The sequence below is a fragment of the Methanolapillus africanus genome (assembly GCF_032714475.1).
In the GTDB taxonomy this organism is placed as follows: domain Archaea; phylum Halobacteriota; class Methanosarcinia; order Methanosarcinales; family Methanosarcinaceae; genus Methanolapillus; species Methanolapillus africanus.
In genome coordinates, this window is record NZ_JAWDKD010000003.1 from 1 (window position 1) to 16,493 (window position 16,493).

The following is a 16,493-nucleotide window of genomic DNA, read 5'->3' on the forward strand; positions in this document are numbered from 1 at the left end:
CAATCCGCTCGCGGATTGCCATCAAATATCGGTTGATGGTAACCCGACTTAAACCAACAATTTGGGATATTTGGGTTGCATCCAGATCTAAGGCAAAAAGCTTCACAATTTGCCGAAATTTGGATTCTGAAATTTTAGAACGGTAAATGTATTTGTTTTTCATCTGCATGATCATGATTTGAACACCAATTTATTTGGTTGTTCTTATCGTGACCCAATAATAAAATAAATAATAAAAATAAAAACAATTAAAAAATTTAATTATTTGTCGCCGTACGGGTCAAAATCATAACGCGACAAACAATGAATCAACGCTTTATTGGACAGCCTGACCAATTTCTCGTCGTCCCGCTCGGTCGCCGGGTTGCCGCACGCAAGTGAAATGAATTCCGCCAAGTCAAAGACCGGAAGTCCGTTCGCGTTCATTCCGCCCTCGATAATATTTTTCATGCAGCCGCCGCAATTGGTAATGATGGCGTCGCTTCCGGCCGCTTTGGCCATTTCGTGAATCTGAGCGGCTTGTTCCAACGATTTTTCCGGAAAAACCGTCCTGACGCCGCCGCCAAATCCGCAGCACGCCGAATTTTCCGGCGTCGGGTTGGACAAAGACACGTTCGGAACCGCTTCCAAAACCAAGCGCGGCGCTTCATGCATGCCGACGGCGCGGGTCAGATGGCACGGATCTTGATAATAAAGAACCAAATCGCCGTCGCGGCCGGAATCGGCAATCAATCCTTTTTGAGTCAAATATTCTTTCATGTCCCGCTTGAAAACGAGTTTGTTCTTCTGAACCAGCTGCATGAGATATTCCGACGTCTGTAAAACATCGAATTCCAATTCGCCGAACAGCATCGGATAAATGATTTTAAAAGCGCGGTAGCAGCCGGGACAGGTCGTCACCAAAACTTTCGCGCCCCTGCGGTTGATTTCATCAATGTTTTTTTGTCCGATTTTTTGAAGCGGGGACGGGTTGCCGGCGCCAAAAGACACCGAACCGCAGCAAAAGTCAACGCCGCTCATGACGGAATAATCGACGCCGCACGCGTCCATGACTTTGACCGTGGATTTGCCGACCACTTTATTCATGCAGGACGCCGCACAGCCGGGGAAATAAATGACGTCGCTTTTCTTGCCTTCGTTTTTAAACGTCACCGGCGGTTCCCAATCGCCGATTTTGTGATACATATTGTTGGGGGCGAACGGGTCCGCCAGTCCTTGTTCTTCCGATTTTCCGAATTGTTTCGTCTTTTTCTCACGGGCGGCCGCAATCAATTTCCGAATGCCGAGGTCTTTGGGGCACGAAACGGTACAAATGTTGCAGGTGTAACACATTCGGATGTCGTGTTCATTCCTCGGGAGAAGCTCCGGTCCGGCCGATTCCTCCAAGTAATCGTATAAATCGGTGATGATTCCCAAATCGTTGTAGCTCGGACAAACGTCGACGCAAGCCCCGCAGAGGTCGCACTCAAGCATATATTTTTGAAGAATATCCATATTTTAAGACCCGTATTCGTGAATTAAACGATGAAATCAGTGAAAAGCGAAATGGTTCATGAAATTCATAATCATAAGATTCATAAAGTTCTAAGAAAGGCACATATAGATTTTATAGAATAAAAAAGGAAAGGATAGAAAAATAGATTTTGACAAAAAAATATCTTTAAAATATATAATTGATTGACTTTCAAATCCGGCGATAATATGGCAGGCAACAGTTTTGGCGAAGCATTTAGAATCACAACGTGGGGCGAATCTCACGGCGCCGCGGTCGGCGTCGTAATCGACGGCGTTCTTCCGGGAATCCACCTCACGGAGGCGGATATTCAAACGGAATTGGACCGCAGAAAACCGGGACAAAGCGCCATGTCGACGGCGCGTCAGGAATCGGATGCCGTTAAAATTATGTCCGGCGTTTTTGAAGGAAAAACAACGGGAACGCCGATTCTCTTGATGATTCGAAATGCGGATCATGACTCGTCGGCTTACGACAACATTCGGGACACGCCGCGCCCCGGACACGCGGATTACGGCTATTTCTGCAAATACGGCATCCGAGACCACCGCGGCGGCGGCCGGAGTTCCGGACGGGAAACGGCCGGACGCGTCGCGGCCGGCGCCGTTGCCAAGAACATTTTGGCGGCGTACGGGATCGATCTGGTTTGCCACGTCGTCCAAATCGGACCGGAAAAAGCGGACGTCGACTTGTTGGGAAACCTGTCCGTCGGCGAAATAAAGGAACGGATTGAGAAAAATCCGGTTCGCTGCGCTGATCCAATCGCTGCGGCAGCTATGGAAAAAGCAGTTCTGGACGCACGGGAAAATAAAGATTCATTGGGCGGCATCGTCGAAGGACGGATTTCGGGCGTTCCGGCGGGCTTGGGCGAGCCTGTTTTTGACAAACTGGACGCCGACCTTGCCAAAGCGGTTATGAGCATCGGCGCCGTCAAAGGGTTTGAAATCGGCGACGGATTTACCGCTGCAAACGCGACCGCCGCTCAGTTTAATGACAAATTTATGTACGACGGCAAAGACATTGTCACCAAAACCAATCATGCCGGCGGTATTTTGGGCGGCATTTCCACGGGTATGGAAATTCGGTTCCGCGCCGCCGTTAAACCGACGCCGTCGATCGCTTGTCCGCAGGAAACGGTCGATTTGAAATCCGGAAAAAACACGACAATCGAAATCAAAGGACGCCACGATCCGGTGATTGCGCCACGGCTGGTGCCGGTGGCGGAAGCGATGGCAGCGATTGTTATTTTGGATCATCTGATGCGCAACAGAATGCTGAAAAAATAAAAAATAGGAACAATCGATAATAGAATACGAAAATAATTGAATTAAAAATAATTGAAATATAAATAATTGAATTAAATATAATCGAATTAAAAGTTGTTTAAAAATTGTTGAAAATGAGTGTGAGAGAAGAATTTTATGATCACTTCGGATGTCGTGGGTTTATTGATTTTAATGTCGGCGCCGTTCATTACGTTGATTGTGGGCGTTTGGCTGTACAAATATCCGCCGAAAAAAGTGAATTATCATATCGGATACCGGACACCAAGGTCGAAAAAAAGTCCGGAAGCCTGGCGGGAAGGAAACCGCTATTCTTCAAAAATGCTCATCGACATGTCGTTGATTTTGCTGGGCATTTCTCTTCTGTTGTGGTTCTTGTGGGACCACACGGAAGAAAACATCATCCGAATGACGTTAATTGAAACGGTCTTGCTGCTGGTTTCCATGGGCATGCTGATCTTGCTCACAGAACTTCACTTGAAGAAAATGTTCGGAAATAAAACAGAATGATTGCAGATGGCGACGCCATCTGCAATCTGATACAGTCAACTGCAGGTACAAACCGGAATTTAAAAACAGTGAACTGTAGGTGCAATCGGAATCTGAAAATAGTGAACTGCAGATGCAATCGGAACCTAAAAATAGTGAACTGTAGGTGCAATCGGAATCTGAAAATAGTTAACTGCAGATGCAGATCGGAACCTAAAAACAGTCAACTGTAGGTACAAACTGAAATTTAAAAATAGAGAACTGTAGATGCAGATCGGAAATTATCAAAGGAATTGAATAAGATTTATAAATATCAAAATAAAAGTAATAAAAATCAACAGTTAACAATTTATAAAATTCATTCAGGTCAAAAAATGGAACAGAAAACGGAAAATAAACAGGAAAACAAAACACCGGAAAAGAATGTCGGACATCCGGGACACATCCCGCAAACCGCCGGCAATGACGCCGGCGTGCGCCCGCCCCGGATTTTAGCTTGGGAAACAACGGCGGCTTGCAATCTCGCTTGCAAACACTGCCGGGGCTCATCGACGATTCATTCCGCCAAAGGGGAATTGACGACGGCGGAAGCCAAAAAATTGCTGGACGACATTCGGGAAACGGGAACGCCGATTATTATTCTCAGCGGCGGCGAACCCCTCATGCGGTCCGACATTTTTGAAATCGCGCGTTACGGAACCGATCTTGGATTCCGGATGACGCTCGCCACCAACGGCACGATGATTACGGAAGAAATCGCCCAAAAGATTCACGACGCCGGCATTCAGCGGGTCAGCATCAGTCTCGATGGACGGGAGCGGACGCATGACATATTCCGCTGCATTCCGGGCTGCTTTGTCGATTCCATGCGCGGCATTGAGAATTTGAAAAAAGCGGGTGTGGAGTTTCAAATCAATACCACGGTTTCCCGGTTCAACGTCGACGAGCTTGAGGACGTTCATGCGTTTACGAAAGAAATCGGCGCGGCGGCGCACCACTTTTTCTTTTTGGTGCCGACCGGGCGGGGCGCGGAACTGACGGAATTTGAAATCACGCCGGAAGAATACGAAACGGCACTCGAATGGCTTTACGGCATTCACAAAAAGACGGACCTTCAGATTCGCCCGACGTGCGCGCCGCATTATTTCAGAATTTTGAGGCAAAAAGCCAAGGAGGAAGGCATTGAAGTCACGCCCAAGACTCACGGGCTCGACGCCATGACCAAAGGCTGTCTCGGCGGCATTTCCTTCGGATTTATTTCCAGCGTTGGCGAAGTCAATCCGTGCGGTTATCTGCCGGTGTCGGCGGGCAACGTTCGGGAAACGCCGTTTAAAGAAATCTGGGCGAATGCGAAGGTGTTTAACGATTTGCGGGATTATTCCAAATATTTGGGCAAATGCGGCGCCTGCGGATATAAAACTGTTTGCGGCGGATGCCGCGCCCGTGCGTATCATGAAACCGGTAATTACATGGAAGAAGAACCGCTGTGTTCTTATGTGCCGCCGAAATTCCGAACAAAAAATGAATAAAACAATTGAAAAATGAGAACAATATTATTAATAGTAAAAATTCCTATTAATATTTTTAATAAACAAATCATTTTATATAAGATTATTAAATGAAAATGAATAAATTTTCAAAGAAAAAACGATTGACAAAAATGGTGAGAGACGAAAAATGGCGACCGGTGAACTGAAGAAAGAATGTCCGACATAGACAGGTATGCAATCGCAGCAGACAGCGACGCAGCCGCAGCAGATGTCATCGATTTCTCCGATTGAGCTGGATGACTTGGACAAACAAATTATTAATCTGATCCAACTCGATTTTCCGCTCACGGTCCACCCGTTTGAAACCATCGCCGAACAAATCGGAACGACGGAAGATGTCGTGATTGCCAAACTCAAACGGTTGAAGCAGGAGAAAGCGATCCGAAAAATCGGGCCTGTCATTAATACGCGCGCGGTCGGCGGTTCCAATACGCTGGCGGCGGTCAAAGTGCCGGCAAAGGACGTGGAAACGGCTGCGGCAGTCATCAGCGCTTATCCGGAAGTTTCCCACAATTATCTGAGAAATGAAGAATATAACATCTGGTTTACCGTTTCCGCCGCGACGCAAGAGCGTTTGGACGAGGTTTTGTCGGAAATTCAAAATAAACTGGGATGTCCGGTTCTGAATTTACCGACGATTCAGCAGTTTAAAATTCAAGTCAAATTCAAATTATAACGGAGGAAAACCATGCCCAGTAAAAAAGAATCAACCGGTGTCGGTCCCTCCGACTTAAAAAACAATCCGCCTCATCTGCCGGGTTTGGATGAAACCGATGAAAAACTCATTCGGTTGATGCAGGACGGCATTTCTTTTATTCATTCCCCGTATTTGGAATACGCCACTGCGTTAGGTATTTCGGAAGAAGAAGTCGTGGCGCGTATTCAGCGGCTCTTGACGGACCGTAAAATCCGCCGGTTCGGCGCGTCCGTCGGTCATTTGGTGATTGGTTTTACCGCCAACGCCATGTGCGTTTGGGATGTTCCGGAGGACCGGATTGATGAAACCGGCCGGTTGATGGCGTCTTTTGACGAAGTCAGCCATTGTTACGAACGTCCGTGGTCCACGGAATGGCCGTACAATATGTACACGATGATTCACGGAAAAAGCGCAGCCGATTGCGAAGCGGTCGCCGCGAAGATTTCAAACGCGACCGGCATTGCGGATTACAAGCTTGTTTTCAGCGAGAAGGAATTTAAAAAGACAGGTGTCCGGATATGAAAATGATTGAGGACGACACGGAAAATAATTTTGACGACGCGCCGGCGCCAACGTCGGAAAACCCGTATCTGCCTCTTTTTATTGATTTTTCAAACAAAATTGTGATGATTTTCGGCGGCGGCGCCGTCGGCGAACGAAAAGCGCTTCGGTTTATGAACCGCGCCCAAACGGTCGTTGTCAGCAAACAATTTACGCCCCGCTTGGAAGAAGAAGCCAAAGCCGGCAATATCCGGCTCATTCACATGAATATTTTCAACGCGTCCGATTTGGATTTGGGTCAGCTCGTCAAAGGCGTTTTTTTGGTCATTCCGGCGATGAACAACGCGGAACAAAATAAGAGAATCGTGCATTACGCCCATATCTACGGCAGCCTGATCAACGAAACCGGCGGCTCCGGCGAAGTGATTATTCCGTCTTTGATTGAAAGAAATGGTCTTCAAATTGCGATTTCATCCGGCGGCGAAAGCCCGGCCGTGACGAAATACGCGCGCCTTCAAATTGAAAAAGCCATCGGCGCCGATTTTGAAAAAATGATTGAAATTCAAAATGAGATTCGGGAATATTTAAAATCCGTCGTTTCGGAACAAAAAGAGCGGCAAGAGATTCTGTGGACAATTATGGATTCCAACGAGATTTGGGATTTGCTGAAGTCGGACGATGAGACCGATTTTGAAAAAGCGAAAGAAAAAGCGTTTTTGATGGCCGGAAAATAATTGTCATGTTTTTCTGTTTACCGGCGGCGCCGCGCGCGTTATGGCAATCATTTTTGGCGGCGGCGATGTAAACTACCCTCCGGTTTTATTTATTTTCCGAAACACATCGGGGCTTCGCAGTCGCCGACCAAATAATAAACGGATTTTCCGCAACTTTCTTCTTTTTGAAAAATAAGTGTTTTGACGTACCGTTTGGATTTGAACAAATCAAAATAGATGATTTCATTTTGAGCAAAGCCCGGTACCGGGGTTTCATCGGCACCGCCGCCGCACTCATCAAAATCTTCCGCTTCTTCTTCATCGACGTCTTCCAACACCGACTCCAACCTTCGAATTTCATCAGGCTCCAAATCTGTCGAAAAAACAGCGTCTGACAGATTGCCGTTCGTCCGGTCCTCCGCATCGTCCGGCTCCGAGTCGTCGTCGTCAAAACCGATTTTAAACGTAAAACCTTCTTCGGACAGCGCGTCCATGATTTCTTCCGGAGAAGCAAACGAATCGTCAATTTCCATGGACGACAGAAAGCGTTTCTCCTTTAAAAGGGTTCAGTTTCGGCTTTAAAAAGGGTATATAAAATTTATATATGCCCTTTATATAGGTGATGAAACATTTACACTTCATCTAACTTAAAATATCAATTCACAAAAATCGTGTGTTTTTATTTTTTAGATTATCTAAGTCAATTAGTTAAAATTACATCATTTTTTGAATCATTGTTGTAATTATAATGGTTGTATCCATATGAGCGAATCGAACATTAAAATTGAAAACGTCGTCGCCTCGACGAAACTTGCCAACGAATTTGATTTGAATTTAATCGTTGAAAAATTCCAAACGGCCGAGTACAACAAACAAAAATTCCCGGGTCTCGTTTACCGTGTTTCCGACCCGAAAGCGGCGTTCCTGGTCTTTACCTCTGGAAAAGTCGTCTGCACCGGCGCCAAAAATGTGGAAGACGTCCACACCGTGATCGGCAACATGGCCAAAAAATTGAACGGCATCGGCATCGAAACGCTCGCCAAGCCGGAAATTTCCGTCCAAAACATCGTCGCGTCCGCCGACTTAAAAACTGTTTTAAACTTAAACGCAATCGCCATCGGTCTCGGTCTTGAAAACATCGAATACGAGCCGGAACAATTCCCGGGACTCGTTTACAGAATCAACGACCCGAAAGTCGTCGTTTTGATTTTCAGCTCCGGAAAACTTGTCGTCACCGGCGGCAAAACACCCAACGACTGCGAACGCGGCGTTGAAGTCGTCCGCGAGCAGCTCGACAACATGGGCCTCTTGTAAATCCCAAACTGTATAAAGGATGAAATCATTGCAATTTTCTCAAATCATTTTGAGAAAATTCGATTTCCTTTGATGCGAATCTGATCATAGCACCGTCATATGATCGGCTTTCGGGAACAGTCCATTAATTTTCAGAATTGCCGCATGTATTTATTATTGAAAATATTATTATATATTATCTCATTAATTTGAGTTATTATTATAAAATTTAATTTCGGTTATTCTGGTCATTTTGGTAATTTATTGTCAACTTCCAATTTAAGTGATTTTTATGTCGTCTGAAAACAATGATGAAAATAATAATTTAATTTTCGATAAAAACGACGTTTGTATTTTTATTCCGGTTTTAAATGAAGAATACGCCATCAAAGGCGTCATTGAAGATTTTAAAAAGGAAGGGTTCAACAACATTTTGGTTGTGGACGGAAACAGCAAAGACAAAACCCGGGAAGTCGCCCAAGAGGCCGGCGCCCGCGTTGTGATTCAGAGCGGAAAAGGCAAAGGTCAAGCGATGATTCAAGCGTTTTCCATGATCAACGAAAAATACATCGTGATGATTGACGGCGACGGCACAGAGCTCGCCTCCGAAATTTACCGCCTGCTCAATCCCGTTTTGGAAGGCAAAGCCGACCACGTTGCCGGCGACCGGATTGCCGGACGGACAAAAGACGCCTTCAAGCGCGTGAATCTGTTCGGAAATCAGGTGATGAACTGGATTTTCAGAAGAGCTTTTCGTTCCAATCTGCATGATATTTTAACCGGCTACCGGGCATTCACCCGCGACTCCATCCGGGAATTGGACCTCAAAAAGCACAATTTCGTCATCGAAACCGAACTCACCGTCGAGTGCTTGATGAAAGAACAGCGCCTGATTGAAGTGCCCGTGACGTATTATCCGCGTGCCGTCGAAGCGCCGTCCAAACTCAGCCCGATCAAAGACGGTTACCGCATCAGCACCGCCGTTTACAAATATTCCCGGTTCTACAACCCGATTTTCTTCTTCGGCGTTTGGGCGATTCCCTTAGCCATTTTGGCAATTGCCTCTGCCGGCTGCGCGTATTATTTCGACAACTGGACATTTGCAACGGCGTCCGCGTGTTTTGTTTTGATGACTGTTCTGGTCATTTTGGCGGGACTCGTTTCCGATATCACGGCAACGCTTCACCGCAAAACGCTGAAAGCGATCAAAGCCAACCGGAAGCAAAACGAACAGGAATACGACCAATTCTGATTTTTGAAAACTGAAAGCTTTTCGCTTTCATGTTTCTTTTTTTCTTTTTTTATTTCATTTTTCTTTTTTGCAGCGGCGGCGCCGCGCGCGTTATGGCGACCCTTTTTCTTGATGTTCAAAAGTGTGGGGTCGTTTTCAATTATTTATTTTTATAAAATACATTTCTATTATTTTTTAAATTCTTTAAAAAAACATAAATATGTTCCCTGTTTTGACTCTTTATTGTTAAAATCAATATAAAGGAGACTCAAAATGGAAATCCTTGCTCAAATTTTGGATATCAAAGACGTTGCCGCATGGTTTTTAAACAAGAATCCGGCGCCGCACAAAAAACTCCAAAAACTCTGCTATTACGCCGTCGCTTGGCATTACACATTGTTTGACGCGCCGCTTTGCACCCGCGACGAATTTCAAGCCTGGGTTCACGGGCCGGTCAACACTGTTCTTTATAATCAATACAAAGGAACCGGCTGGCAGCCGATTCATCCGAACGGGGAAGTTGATTTCGGCGACAAGGAAGAGTTCATGGAAATGATTTGGCTGACATACGGCGATCTTTCCGGCGTGCAGCTTGAAATTTTAACGCATGAAGAAGAGCCTTGGATCAAAGCCAGAAACGGTCTCGGCATTTATGAATCTTCGGAAAATATCATTTCAATTGACGAGATGAAAAAATATTATGCCAAAGAATACGAAAATTCACAAAATGAGTAAAGAGGGAATATGAAGAAAAAGCATTGCGGAAATGCCGGTTTTTCGGAGCGAATGGTCAATGCGGCGCCTTCGGAAAAATATCCGCCGAATATGATCGCGCTTGGAAAGAAAAAGGACAACGTGATGCTGACATTTTCAGATTTCGGAAAATGCAATCCCAGGTCGGTGCACACTTGTTTTTGTGATCTTCAAGAAGGCCAAAGAAAAGAACTGGATGGTTTTATTTCAAAATGTTTTTCCGAAATGTGTCCAACCGATCTGTTTTTGAACCACTAGCGTGCCGCGCCCAGCAACGTCCACCATTCAAAATCAAACGAGGAAATCATTCACATTCGTGCAGGGACTCGTTTTCGGATACATGGATTTTTCTATGAGAATAAATTCAACATTATCGCTTTTGATCCGAATCATCGTGATTCAAAAAGTTAAAACAAAAAAAATTAAATTAAAATAATAAATTAAAAAAGTAAAAAATAAATGAGTCAAAAATAATTAAAAATCAGGGTCTTGTCATAAAATGAGCCCGGACGTTTGTCCGGGAGCATTTTAAGAGTTCCTCACGGGTTTGGGGATCGTTTTTAGGTTTGGGTTTTGGAGATTTCGTTTTTCTGAGGTAAATCCGTTTTTAAATATCCGAATTCGGCTGAACAATAACTTGCCGTCGAATTCGGTTTTTTCACAGGACCGGCTTATTTGGCGAGGTCGTAGTGTTGGTTGACAATTTTCAAAGCGCAGAAGTCGCCGCACATGGTACAGGCGTCTTCGTCGCCCGGGGCGCGGCTGTTGCGGACCGCTCTGGCGTGTTCGCCGTCGATGGCCAAGCTGTACATCTTTTCCCAGTCAAGGTCTCTTCTGGCGCGGGCCATGGCCAAGTCCTCGTCTCTTTTGCCGAGACGGATCATGTCGCCGATGTGGGCGGCAATCTTGGAGGTCTTCACACCGGTCACGACGTCTTCCAAGTTCGGAAGGGCGAGGTGTTCGGCGGGCGTCACGTAGCAGAGGAAGTCGCAGCCGTAGGAAGCGGAAACAGCAGCACCGATGGCGGTGGTGATGTGGTCGTATCCCGGAGCGATGTCGGTGACCAACGGGCCGAGCATGTAAAACGGCTTGTAGTTGCTCATGACTTTCATCAATTGAACGTTGGTTTTGATTTGGTCGAGCGGAACGTGTCCCGGACCTTCGACAATGACTTGGAGGTCGTATTTGTCGTGCGCGATTTCGGCGCATTCGGAGTTGATGATGAGTTCCTGAACCTGGGCGCGGTCGGTCGCGTCGTGAACGGCGCCGGCACGCATGCCGTTTCCGGTGGAGAGGGTGACTTCGTGTTCGCTCAAGATTTCACAGAGGTAATCGAATTGGCTGTAAAGCGGGTTTTCTTTTTCGTTGTGGAGCATCCAGGTGCTCATGAAAGCGCCGCCGCGGGAGCAGAGTCCGCCGTAGCGGCCGTGCTTTTTCAAGCGGTCAAGCGTCACATTGTTGATACCGGTGTGAATCGCCATGAAACAGGTACCGAGTTTGGCCTGTTCTTCGGTGGCGTTGAAGAGTTCGTCTTCGGTCATGTGGACGATGGAGCCGTATTTTTCAGCGGCTTGGATGAAGGCTTGGTAGAGCGGAACGGATCCGACCGGGAGGGAGATCGCGTCACAGACGGCTTTTCTCATGCCGAGGAAGTCTCCGCCGGTTCCGAGTTCCATTAAAGTGTCAGCGCCTGCTTTTTCAGCGGCTTTGGCTTTGGCAACTTCCATTTCCATGTCAACGATGTCTGAGGAGGCGCCGATGGAGGCGTTGATCTTGGTCCGGCATCCTTGTCCGATTCCGCCGTATTTCACTTTGCGGTACGGGCTGAGCGGGATGACGATTCTTCCGGCGGCAATTCCGCGGCGGATGTATTCGGGGTCAAGCTCCTCTTTTGCGGCAACGATTTTCATCTCTTCCGTAATTTTGCCGGCTTTGGCATCTGTAACAATTGACATTTTCAAACTCCTTTTTTTGATTTATTCATTCGAATATTGTTTATGGGCGTCAACGGAAACGGCCTGTCCCTCAAGATCAGAATGTTAAAGTCCGTCGACAACACGATAAACCCAAAATGCGTTATAGACTTATAAATATATTCAAAAAATAAAGTTGTGAATAAATCAATTTTAATTGATAATTCATTTTACCGTAATCCATTTTTTAAAATGGAAGTTTTGATAAATTATAAAAGTTACTTGATATATCTGATTCAAATCAATTAAATTTGATTTCAAATGAAATTTAATTGATTTGGAAATGACCCGTTAAAAATGTCCGTCTCTTGAAATATCTCTATACTTTCACCCCGCTTATAAGACCTTTATATTCTTTTTTTCCGTTTAACCGAGTATGATCACGGAATCGAAACAAATGACCTTTGTTTCTCAAACAGCGCATTCAAAGCTGGCGGACGCTCGGACGGCGGACGACAGCCGTTTCGCAGAAGATAACAGTCCGGCGGATTCGGAAATTTATCTGCGCGATATTGCCGGCATCGGCACCGTTCTTGAAAAAAGATTGACGGCACACTTCGGCAGCGAGGACAAAGCGGTTCTCGCTCTTTTAAACGGCGACGTCGCGGAACTTTGCAAGGTGGAGGGCCTGACCAAAAAAGCGGCAACCTCTTTGGTTTTAAACGCGTCAAGGGAGCAATCCGGCGTTTGCGCCGGCGATTTTTTGAAAACGAAAGAGGCCGAATCGTTATATTTGGGCATTTTGAAAATATTGAAAAAATACTGTCATACGTCGTTCGCATCGGATTATATGGACCGTTTGATTCCGTACCCGTCCCAAAGAATGGATCTGGCGAACGCCGTTTCCGATAAAATCCGAACGCACCTTCATTTGATCGAGTCGCTGACCGGCGATGAAAAAGAAACGATTGCGGGACTTTTGTCCCACACCGCGCCGATTAAAGCGACAGCGGCTTCCAAGATTAAAGACAAAGCCGTTTTGGCGTTTTCCGAAAAAACATATTTGATCGCCAAGGAAAAATTCGGCCGGCAAATCGGCGTTTATTGGGTCACGGACCCGCAGGAATGCGCCGACTATTTCGCCGCCTACACGTCTGTTATTTTGTTTGAATTTCCGGAATTTGATCTGCCGGACAGCTACGATTATTTCAGGGACGTGGACAACACAACGATTGAGCAGCTGGCACCTGAAATTTCCCTTGATTTTTTTATTCAAAATCAGAAAACATTGACCGCCGGCTTAAAGCTGACGGAGATTTTAGCCGCCGGATCCGATTCCGGAACATTTTGCGGGCTTTCCGCCGAGGATGCGCTTCATCTCCGGACGCTGATGTCCAAAATTGACGCGTCCGGCAACTTTGCCGCCGGCGCGGACGCCGAATCCGACCGCTTGAATTTTATTTCTAAAAACAGCGATGAAATCTTTTTAAGAGAATCCATCGCTCTTTCAAAACGGATCGAAGAAACATTGGCGGCAACCACCTTGACGCTCGACGGCGCTCAAATGATGAAAGTCATGTCCGGCGTCGATTTAAGGGAAATTGTGAGCGAAAAGATTTCCAAAAATTACCGAGAATACACATCGGCGTCCCTATCTGAAATTTCATCATCTCTCTCCCTCAAAAAGGACGAGGAAATTTTAATTTATGATCTTTTCGGCGATGAAATCCGCTGTCCGATTTCGATCGATCAAGACGCGGTAATCCGGTTCAAAAAACACATTTCCGCTGAAATGGCGGAGCGCACTGCCGCGCACAAGAAGAAATTGTCCAAAGAGCTGGCCGGTCAAAAAGAAATTTGCGAATCCATCATTTCCGCTGTCCTTGAATTTGATGTTTGGTATTCCGCCGCCGGATTTGCGTCCGCGCACAACATGACGTTTGCCAAAACGGACACAAAAGCAGAAGCGGAAACAGAAACGAAAACAGAAACAAAAACAAACCCAAATACAAAACAGAATGCAAAATCCGCTTTCTTTTTGATGACAAACGCCCGGAATTTATTTTTGTCTCAAAAGTACGGCTTCTCAAATGTTGTTCCGGTTTCGTATGCGTCCGAATCGGTCACGATTTTGAGCGGCGTCAATTCCGGCGGCAAAACGTCTCTCCTTGAACTTTTGGGTCAATGCCTGATTTTGGCGCACATGGGTTTTCCGGTGCCGGCCGAATCCTTTGAAATGTCGGCGCTGGATGAATTTTATTATTTCGGCAAATCCAAAGGAACGTTAGACGCCGGCGCGTTTGAAACGACGCTGCGCAATTTCTCAAGCGTGCTTCGGAAAAATAAACGAAAAACAAACGACGCCGAGTCCAAAAATGTGGATGTTGCGCCCCGGCGAAAAGCTATTTTCGCCGACGAATTGGAAGCCATTACGGAGCCCGGCGCGTCCGCCAAGATCATTGCCGGCCTTTTAGAAGCGTTTTCGGAAGATCAAAACACGTTGTCGCTTTTCGTTTCCCACTTGGCGGAACCGATTGCGAAAAACTGCAGCGTTCCGGTTCAAATCGACGGCATCGAAGCCGATGGTTTGGATGAAAATCTGAACCTCATCGTGAACCGCAGCCCGGTCAAAAATCACATTGCAAAAAGCACGCCGGAACTGATTGTTGAAAAATTATTTTTGACGGCGTCGGGCGAAGACGCCGCCTTTTACGAACGGTTGAAAAAGAAATTCTAACTTTTTCAATCATTCAACCATGTCTGATTTGATATGAATCTGAAATCAAATTTGAATCTATTATAATTCAAGTTACAAATTCTCAAACTCAATTTTTCCGTTATACTTCTCTCGAAGCTCGCGCCGAAGCAATTTCCAGCCGCCGACGCGCGGCAAATCCGAAACTGTCACCACTTTTCGGGGAATTTTGTAGCCGGCCAAATGCTCTTTGGCAAACGCCAACAGCTCATCCGTATTCTCTGTTTTGCCGGCGTCCGCCCAAACGACCGCCGCCGCCGGAACTTCGCCGCGGTGCGGATGAGATACGCCGAAAACGGCGATTTCTTTGACTGCCGGACAGCGGTATAAAACTTCTTCCGCTTCCGTCGGATAAATTTTCCAGCCGGACATCACGATCATGTCTTTTTTCCGATCCGTTAGGCAGAGCCGGAAATCTTTGTCCAAATAGCCGACGTCGCCTGTTAAGAACCAGCCGTCCGGTAAAAAAACGCGTTTCGTTTCTTCCGGATAACCAAAATAACCTTTGGCAACGGCCGGGCCACGCAATGCGATTTCGCCGACTTCTCCTTGTGTCAGCGTTTTGGAACAATCCAATTCGTCAACGATTTTGACTTCCGAAAAACAAACCGGATGGCCGACGCTTTGGAACTTGTCCGCAAAAGCGTAGTCCGGCGGTCGAATGGCGGTTCCCGTTCCGATGACGATTGTTTCCGACAAACCGTAGGCGTTCACAACCGGAATGCCGTAGCGGTGATGGAATTTTTTCCAAATTTCATGGTGCAGCGGTCCGCCGCCGGAAATAATTTCCCGGACGGTTCGGATGCGGTCTTCGGTTCCGGGCGGGCAGCCGGCTAAAGAATGAATGACCGGCGGCATTCCGGAAAGCGCTGTTACCTGATGCTTTTCAATGAGATTCAGATACTTTTCCAGCTCGTAACGCTCCATCATGATGTAAAGCGCGCCGGCCCGGAGCGCCGAAATGCCCCAGCTGACGCCGACGTGTCCCATCGGATAGATTCCCAAGTAGACGTCTGTTTCCGAAAAAGCCATGACGTCGCATTCGTTGGAAATGGCGGCCAGCCAGTTGCCATGGGTCAGCATCGCGCCTTTTTGTTTGCCGGTGGTGCCGGATGTATATTGAATTTGGCATAAATCGTCGCAGGTGACGCAGGCCGGCGGCAGAACCGGATGTTTTCTCATTTTTTCAATCTCCGCCGGGTCCGGAACGTAAACCGATACGTTTTGGAGATCAAATTGAAAGTCGTTAGAATTTGATTTTGATTCGCATTGCATTTCTTCCAAAAAGATTGCGCCGGAAGCGTCTGTAATGACCATTTTGGCGCCCGAATTTTCAATCATGTAGGCGATTTCAAATTTCGTGTAAATGCGGTTGGTCGGAACGACGACGGCGCCGATGCGCCATCCGGCCAAGTAGGAAAAGAGATATTCCGGGGAATTATTTAAAAAGATTAAAATACGGTCGCCTTTTTGAACGCCGGCTTGAATCAGTTTTTCACCGATTCCGGAAACAATCGACAAAATTTCCCCAGACGTGTAATACAAATCACGGTCCGGACAATGAAAAACAGGTTTTGACAAACGGCAGGCGTTCGCGTCTAAAAAAGTCGTGATATTCAGCATTTCGGTTCCTTATGAATTGATTTTTATAATTTTTGAAATTTTCAATGTTATTTTGAGTTCTATTATGTACAATTTTGTCCATTTAATATAAATCTTATCCTTTACGGAAACGGAAATACAAACGGAAGAAGAACGAAAAACCAAATCAAAAAACAGAATGAAAAAAACAAAAAAATCAA

General features: G+C 46.3%; 15 protein-coding genes and 2 pseudogenes. 12 read left to right on the forward strand and 5 right to left on the reverse strand.

Translation table 11 applies throughout. The features are described from left to right. Nucleotides 1-169: pseudogene (locus tag MsAg5_RS00490) on the reverse strand (IS1595 family transposase); the annotation flags it as partial. A 92-nt stretch (nt 170-261) separates the two neighbouring features. Next, a complete protein-coding gene (locus MsAg5_RS00495; protein WP_338098651.1) occupies nt 262-1,494 on the reverse strand; it encodes a (Fe-S)-binding protein in 1,233 nt (410 codons plus the stop codon). A gap of 207 nt (nt 1,495-1,701) precedes the next feature. Here MsAg5_RS00495 and aroC point away from each other — a divergent pair, with 207 nt between their 5' ends. The 6 genes from aroC to MsAg5_RS00525 all read left to right on the forward strand — a co-directional run bounded on the left by aroC (nt 1,702) and on the right by MsAg5_RS00525 (nt 6,767). Further along, nucleotides 1,702-2,799, forward strand: a complete 1,098-nt coding sequence (gene aroC / locus MsAg5_RS00500) for a chorismate synthase (RefSeq protein ID WP_338098652.1) — start codon at nt 1,702-1,704, stop codon at nt 2,797-2,799. Nucleotides 2,800-2,934: 135 nt separating this feature from the next. Further along, complete coding sequence (locus tag MsAg5_RS00505; RefSeq protein WP_338098653.1) at nt 2,935-3,306, forward strand: SdpI family protein; 372 nt, start codon at nt 2,935-2,937, stop codon at nt 3,304-3,306. A gap of 353 nt (nt 3,307-3,659) precedes the next feature. Continuing rightward, nucleotides 3,660-4,814, forward strand: coding sequence for a heme b synthase (gene ahbD, locus MsAg5_RS00510; RefSeq protein ID WP_338098654.1), 1,155 nt, complete (start codon nt 3,660-3,662; stop codon nt 4,812-4,814). A gap of 193 nt (nt 4,815-5,007) precedes the next feature. Beyond that, nucleotides 5,008-5,511: a siroheme decarboxylase subunit alpha gene (ahbA, locus tag MsAg5_RS00515; protein ID WP_338098655.1), complete on the forward strand. Its 504-nt coding sequence runs from the start codon at nt 5,008-5,010 to the stop codon at nt 5,509-5,511. Between the two features lie 12 nt (nt 5,512-5,523). Beyond that, entirely contained in the window at nt 5,524-6,054 is a 531-nt protein-coding gene (ahbB, locus tag MsAg5_RS00520; protein ID WP_338098656.1) for a siroheme decarboxylase subunit beta, read from the forward strand. After that, complete coding sequence (locus MsAg5_RS00525; RefSeq protein WP_338098657.1) at nt 6,051-6,767, forward strand: precorrin-2 dehydrogenase/sirohydrochlorin ferrochelatase family protein; 717 nt, start codon at nt 6,051-6,053, stop codon at nt 6,765-6,767. Before ahbB ends, MsAg5_RS00525 begins: the two co-directional genes overlap by 4 nt. An 89-nt stretch (nt 6,768-6,856) precedes the next feature. Here the strand turns inward: MsAg5_RS00525 and MsAg5_RS00530 are convergent, their stop codons facing one another. Beyond that, entirely contained in the window at nt 6,857-7,279 is a 423-nt protein-coding gene (locus MsAg5_RS00530) for a hypothetical protein (RefSeq protein WP_338098658.1), read from the reverse strand. 229 nt (nt 7,280-7,508) lie between these two features. Between MsAg5_RS00530 and MsAg5_RS00535 the strand changes: the two genes are divergently transcribed. The 5 genes and pseudogenes from MsAg5_RS00535 to MsAg5_RS09365 all read left to right on the forward strand — a co-directional run. Further along, complete coding sequence (locus MsAg5_RS00535) at nt 7,509-8,060, forward strand: TATA-box-binding protein (protein WP_338098659.1); 552 nt, start codon at nt 7,509-7,511, stop codon at nt 8,058-8,060. Between the two features lie 271 nt (nt 8,061-8,331). Next, entirely contained in the window at nt 8,332-9,291 is a 960-nt protein-coding gene (aglJ, locus tag MsAg5_RS00540) for an S-layer glycoprotein N-glycosyltransferase AglJ (protein ID WP_338098660.1), read from the forward strand. A 252-nt stretch (nt 9,292-9,543) separates the two neighbouring features. Then, a complete protein-coding gene (locus MsAg5_RS00545; RefSeq protein ID WP_338098661.1) occupies nt 9,544-10,005 on the forward strand; it encodes a Panacea domain-containing protein in 462 nt (153 codons plus the stop codon). Nucleotides 10,006-10,014: 9 nt separating this feature from the next. Continuing rightward, the gene (locus tag MsAg5_RS00550) at nt 10,015-10,281 is read left to right on the forward strand and encodes a hypothetical protein (RefSeq protein ID WP_338098662.1); all 267 of its coding nucleotides are present in this window, start codon (nt 10,015-10,017) and stop codon (nt 10,279-10,281) included. Nucleotides 10,282-10,314: 33 nt separating this feature from the next. Further along, nucleotides 10,315-10,434 (forward strand): annotated as a pseudogene (locus MsAg5_RS09365) (hypothetical protein); the annotation flags it as partial. A gap of 260 nt (nt 10,435-10,694) precedes the next feature. Here the strand turns inward: MsAg5_RS09365 and thiC are convergent. Then, entirely contained in the window at nt 10,695-11,978 is a 1,284-nt protein-coding gene (gene thiC, locus MsAg5_RS00555) for a phosphomethylpyrimidine synthase ThiC (protein ID WP_338098663.1), read from the reverse strand. 394 nt (nt 11,979-12,372) lie between these two features. Here thiC and MsAg5_RS00560 point away from each other — a divergent pair, with 394 nt between their 5' ends. Next, on the forward strand, nt 12,373-14,673 hold the full coding sequence (locus tag MsAg5_RS00560; RefSeq protein ID WP_338098664.1) for a P-loop NTPase family protein: 2,301 nt from the start codon (nt 12,373-12,375) through the stop codon (nt 14,671-14,673). Nucleotides 14,674-14,745: 72 nt separating this feature from the next. On the opposite strand, the gene MsAg5_RS00565 is transcribed toward MsAg5_RS00560, so the two are convergent. Continuing rightward, a complete protein-coding gene (locus MsAg5_RS00565; protein ID WP_338098665.1) occupies nt 14,746-16,314 on the reverse strand; it encodes a class I adenylate-forming enzyme family protein in 1,569 nt (522 codons plus the stop codon). Nucleotides 16,315-16,493: the final 179 nt, after the last annotated feature.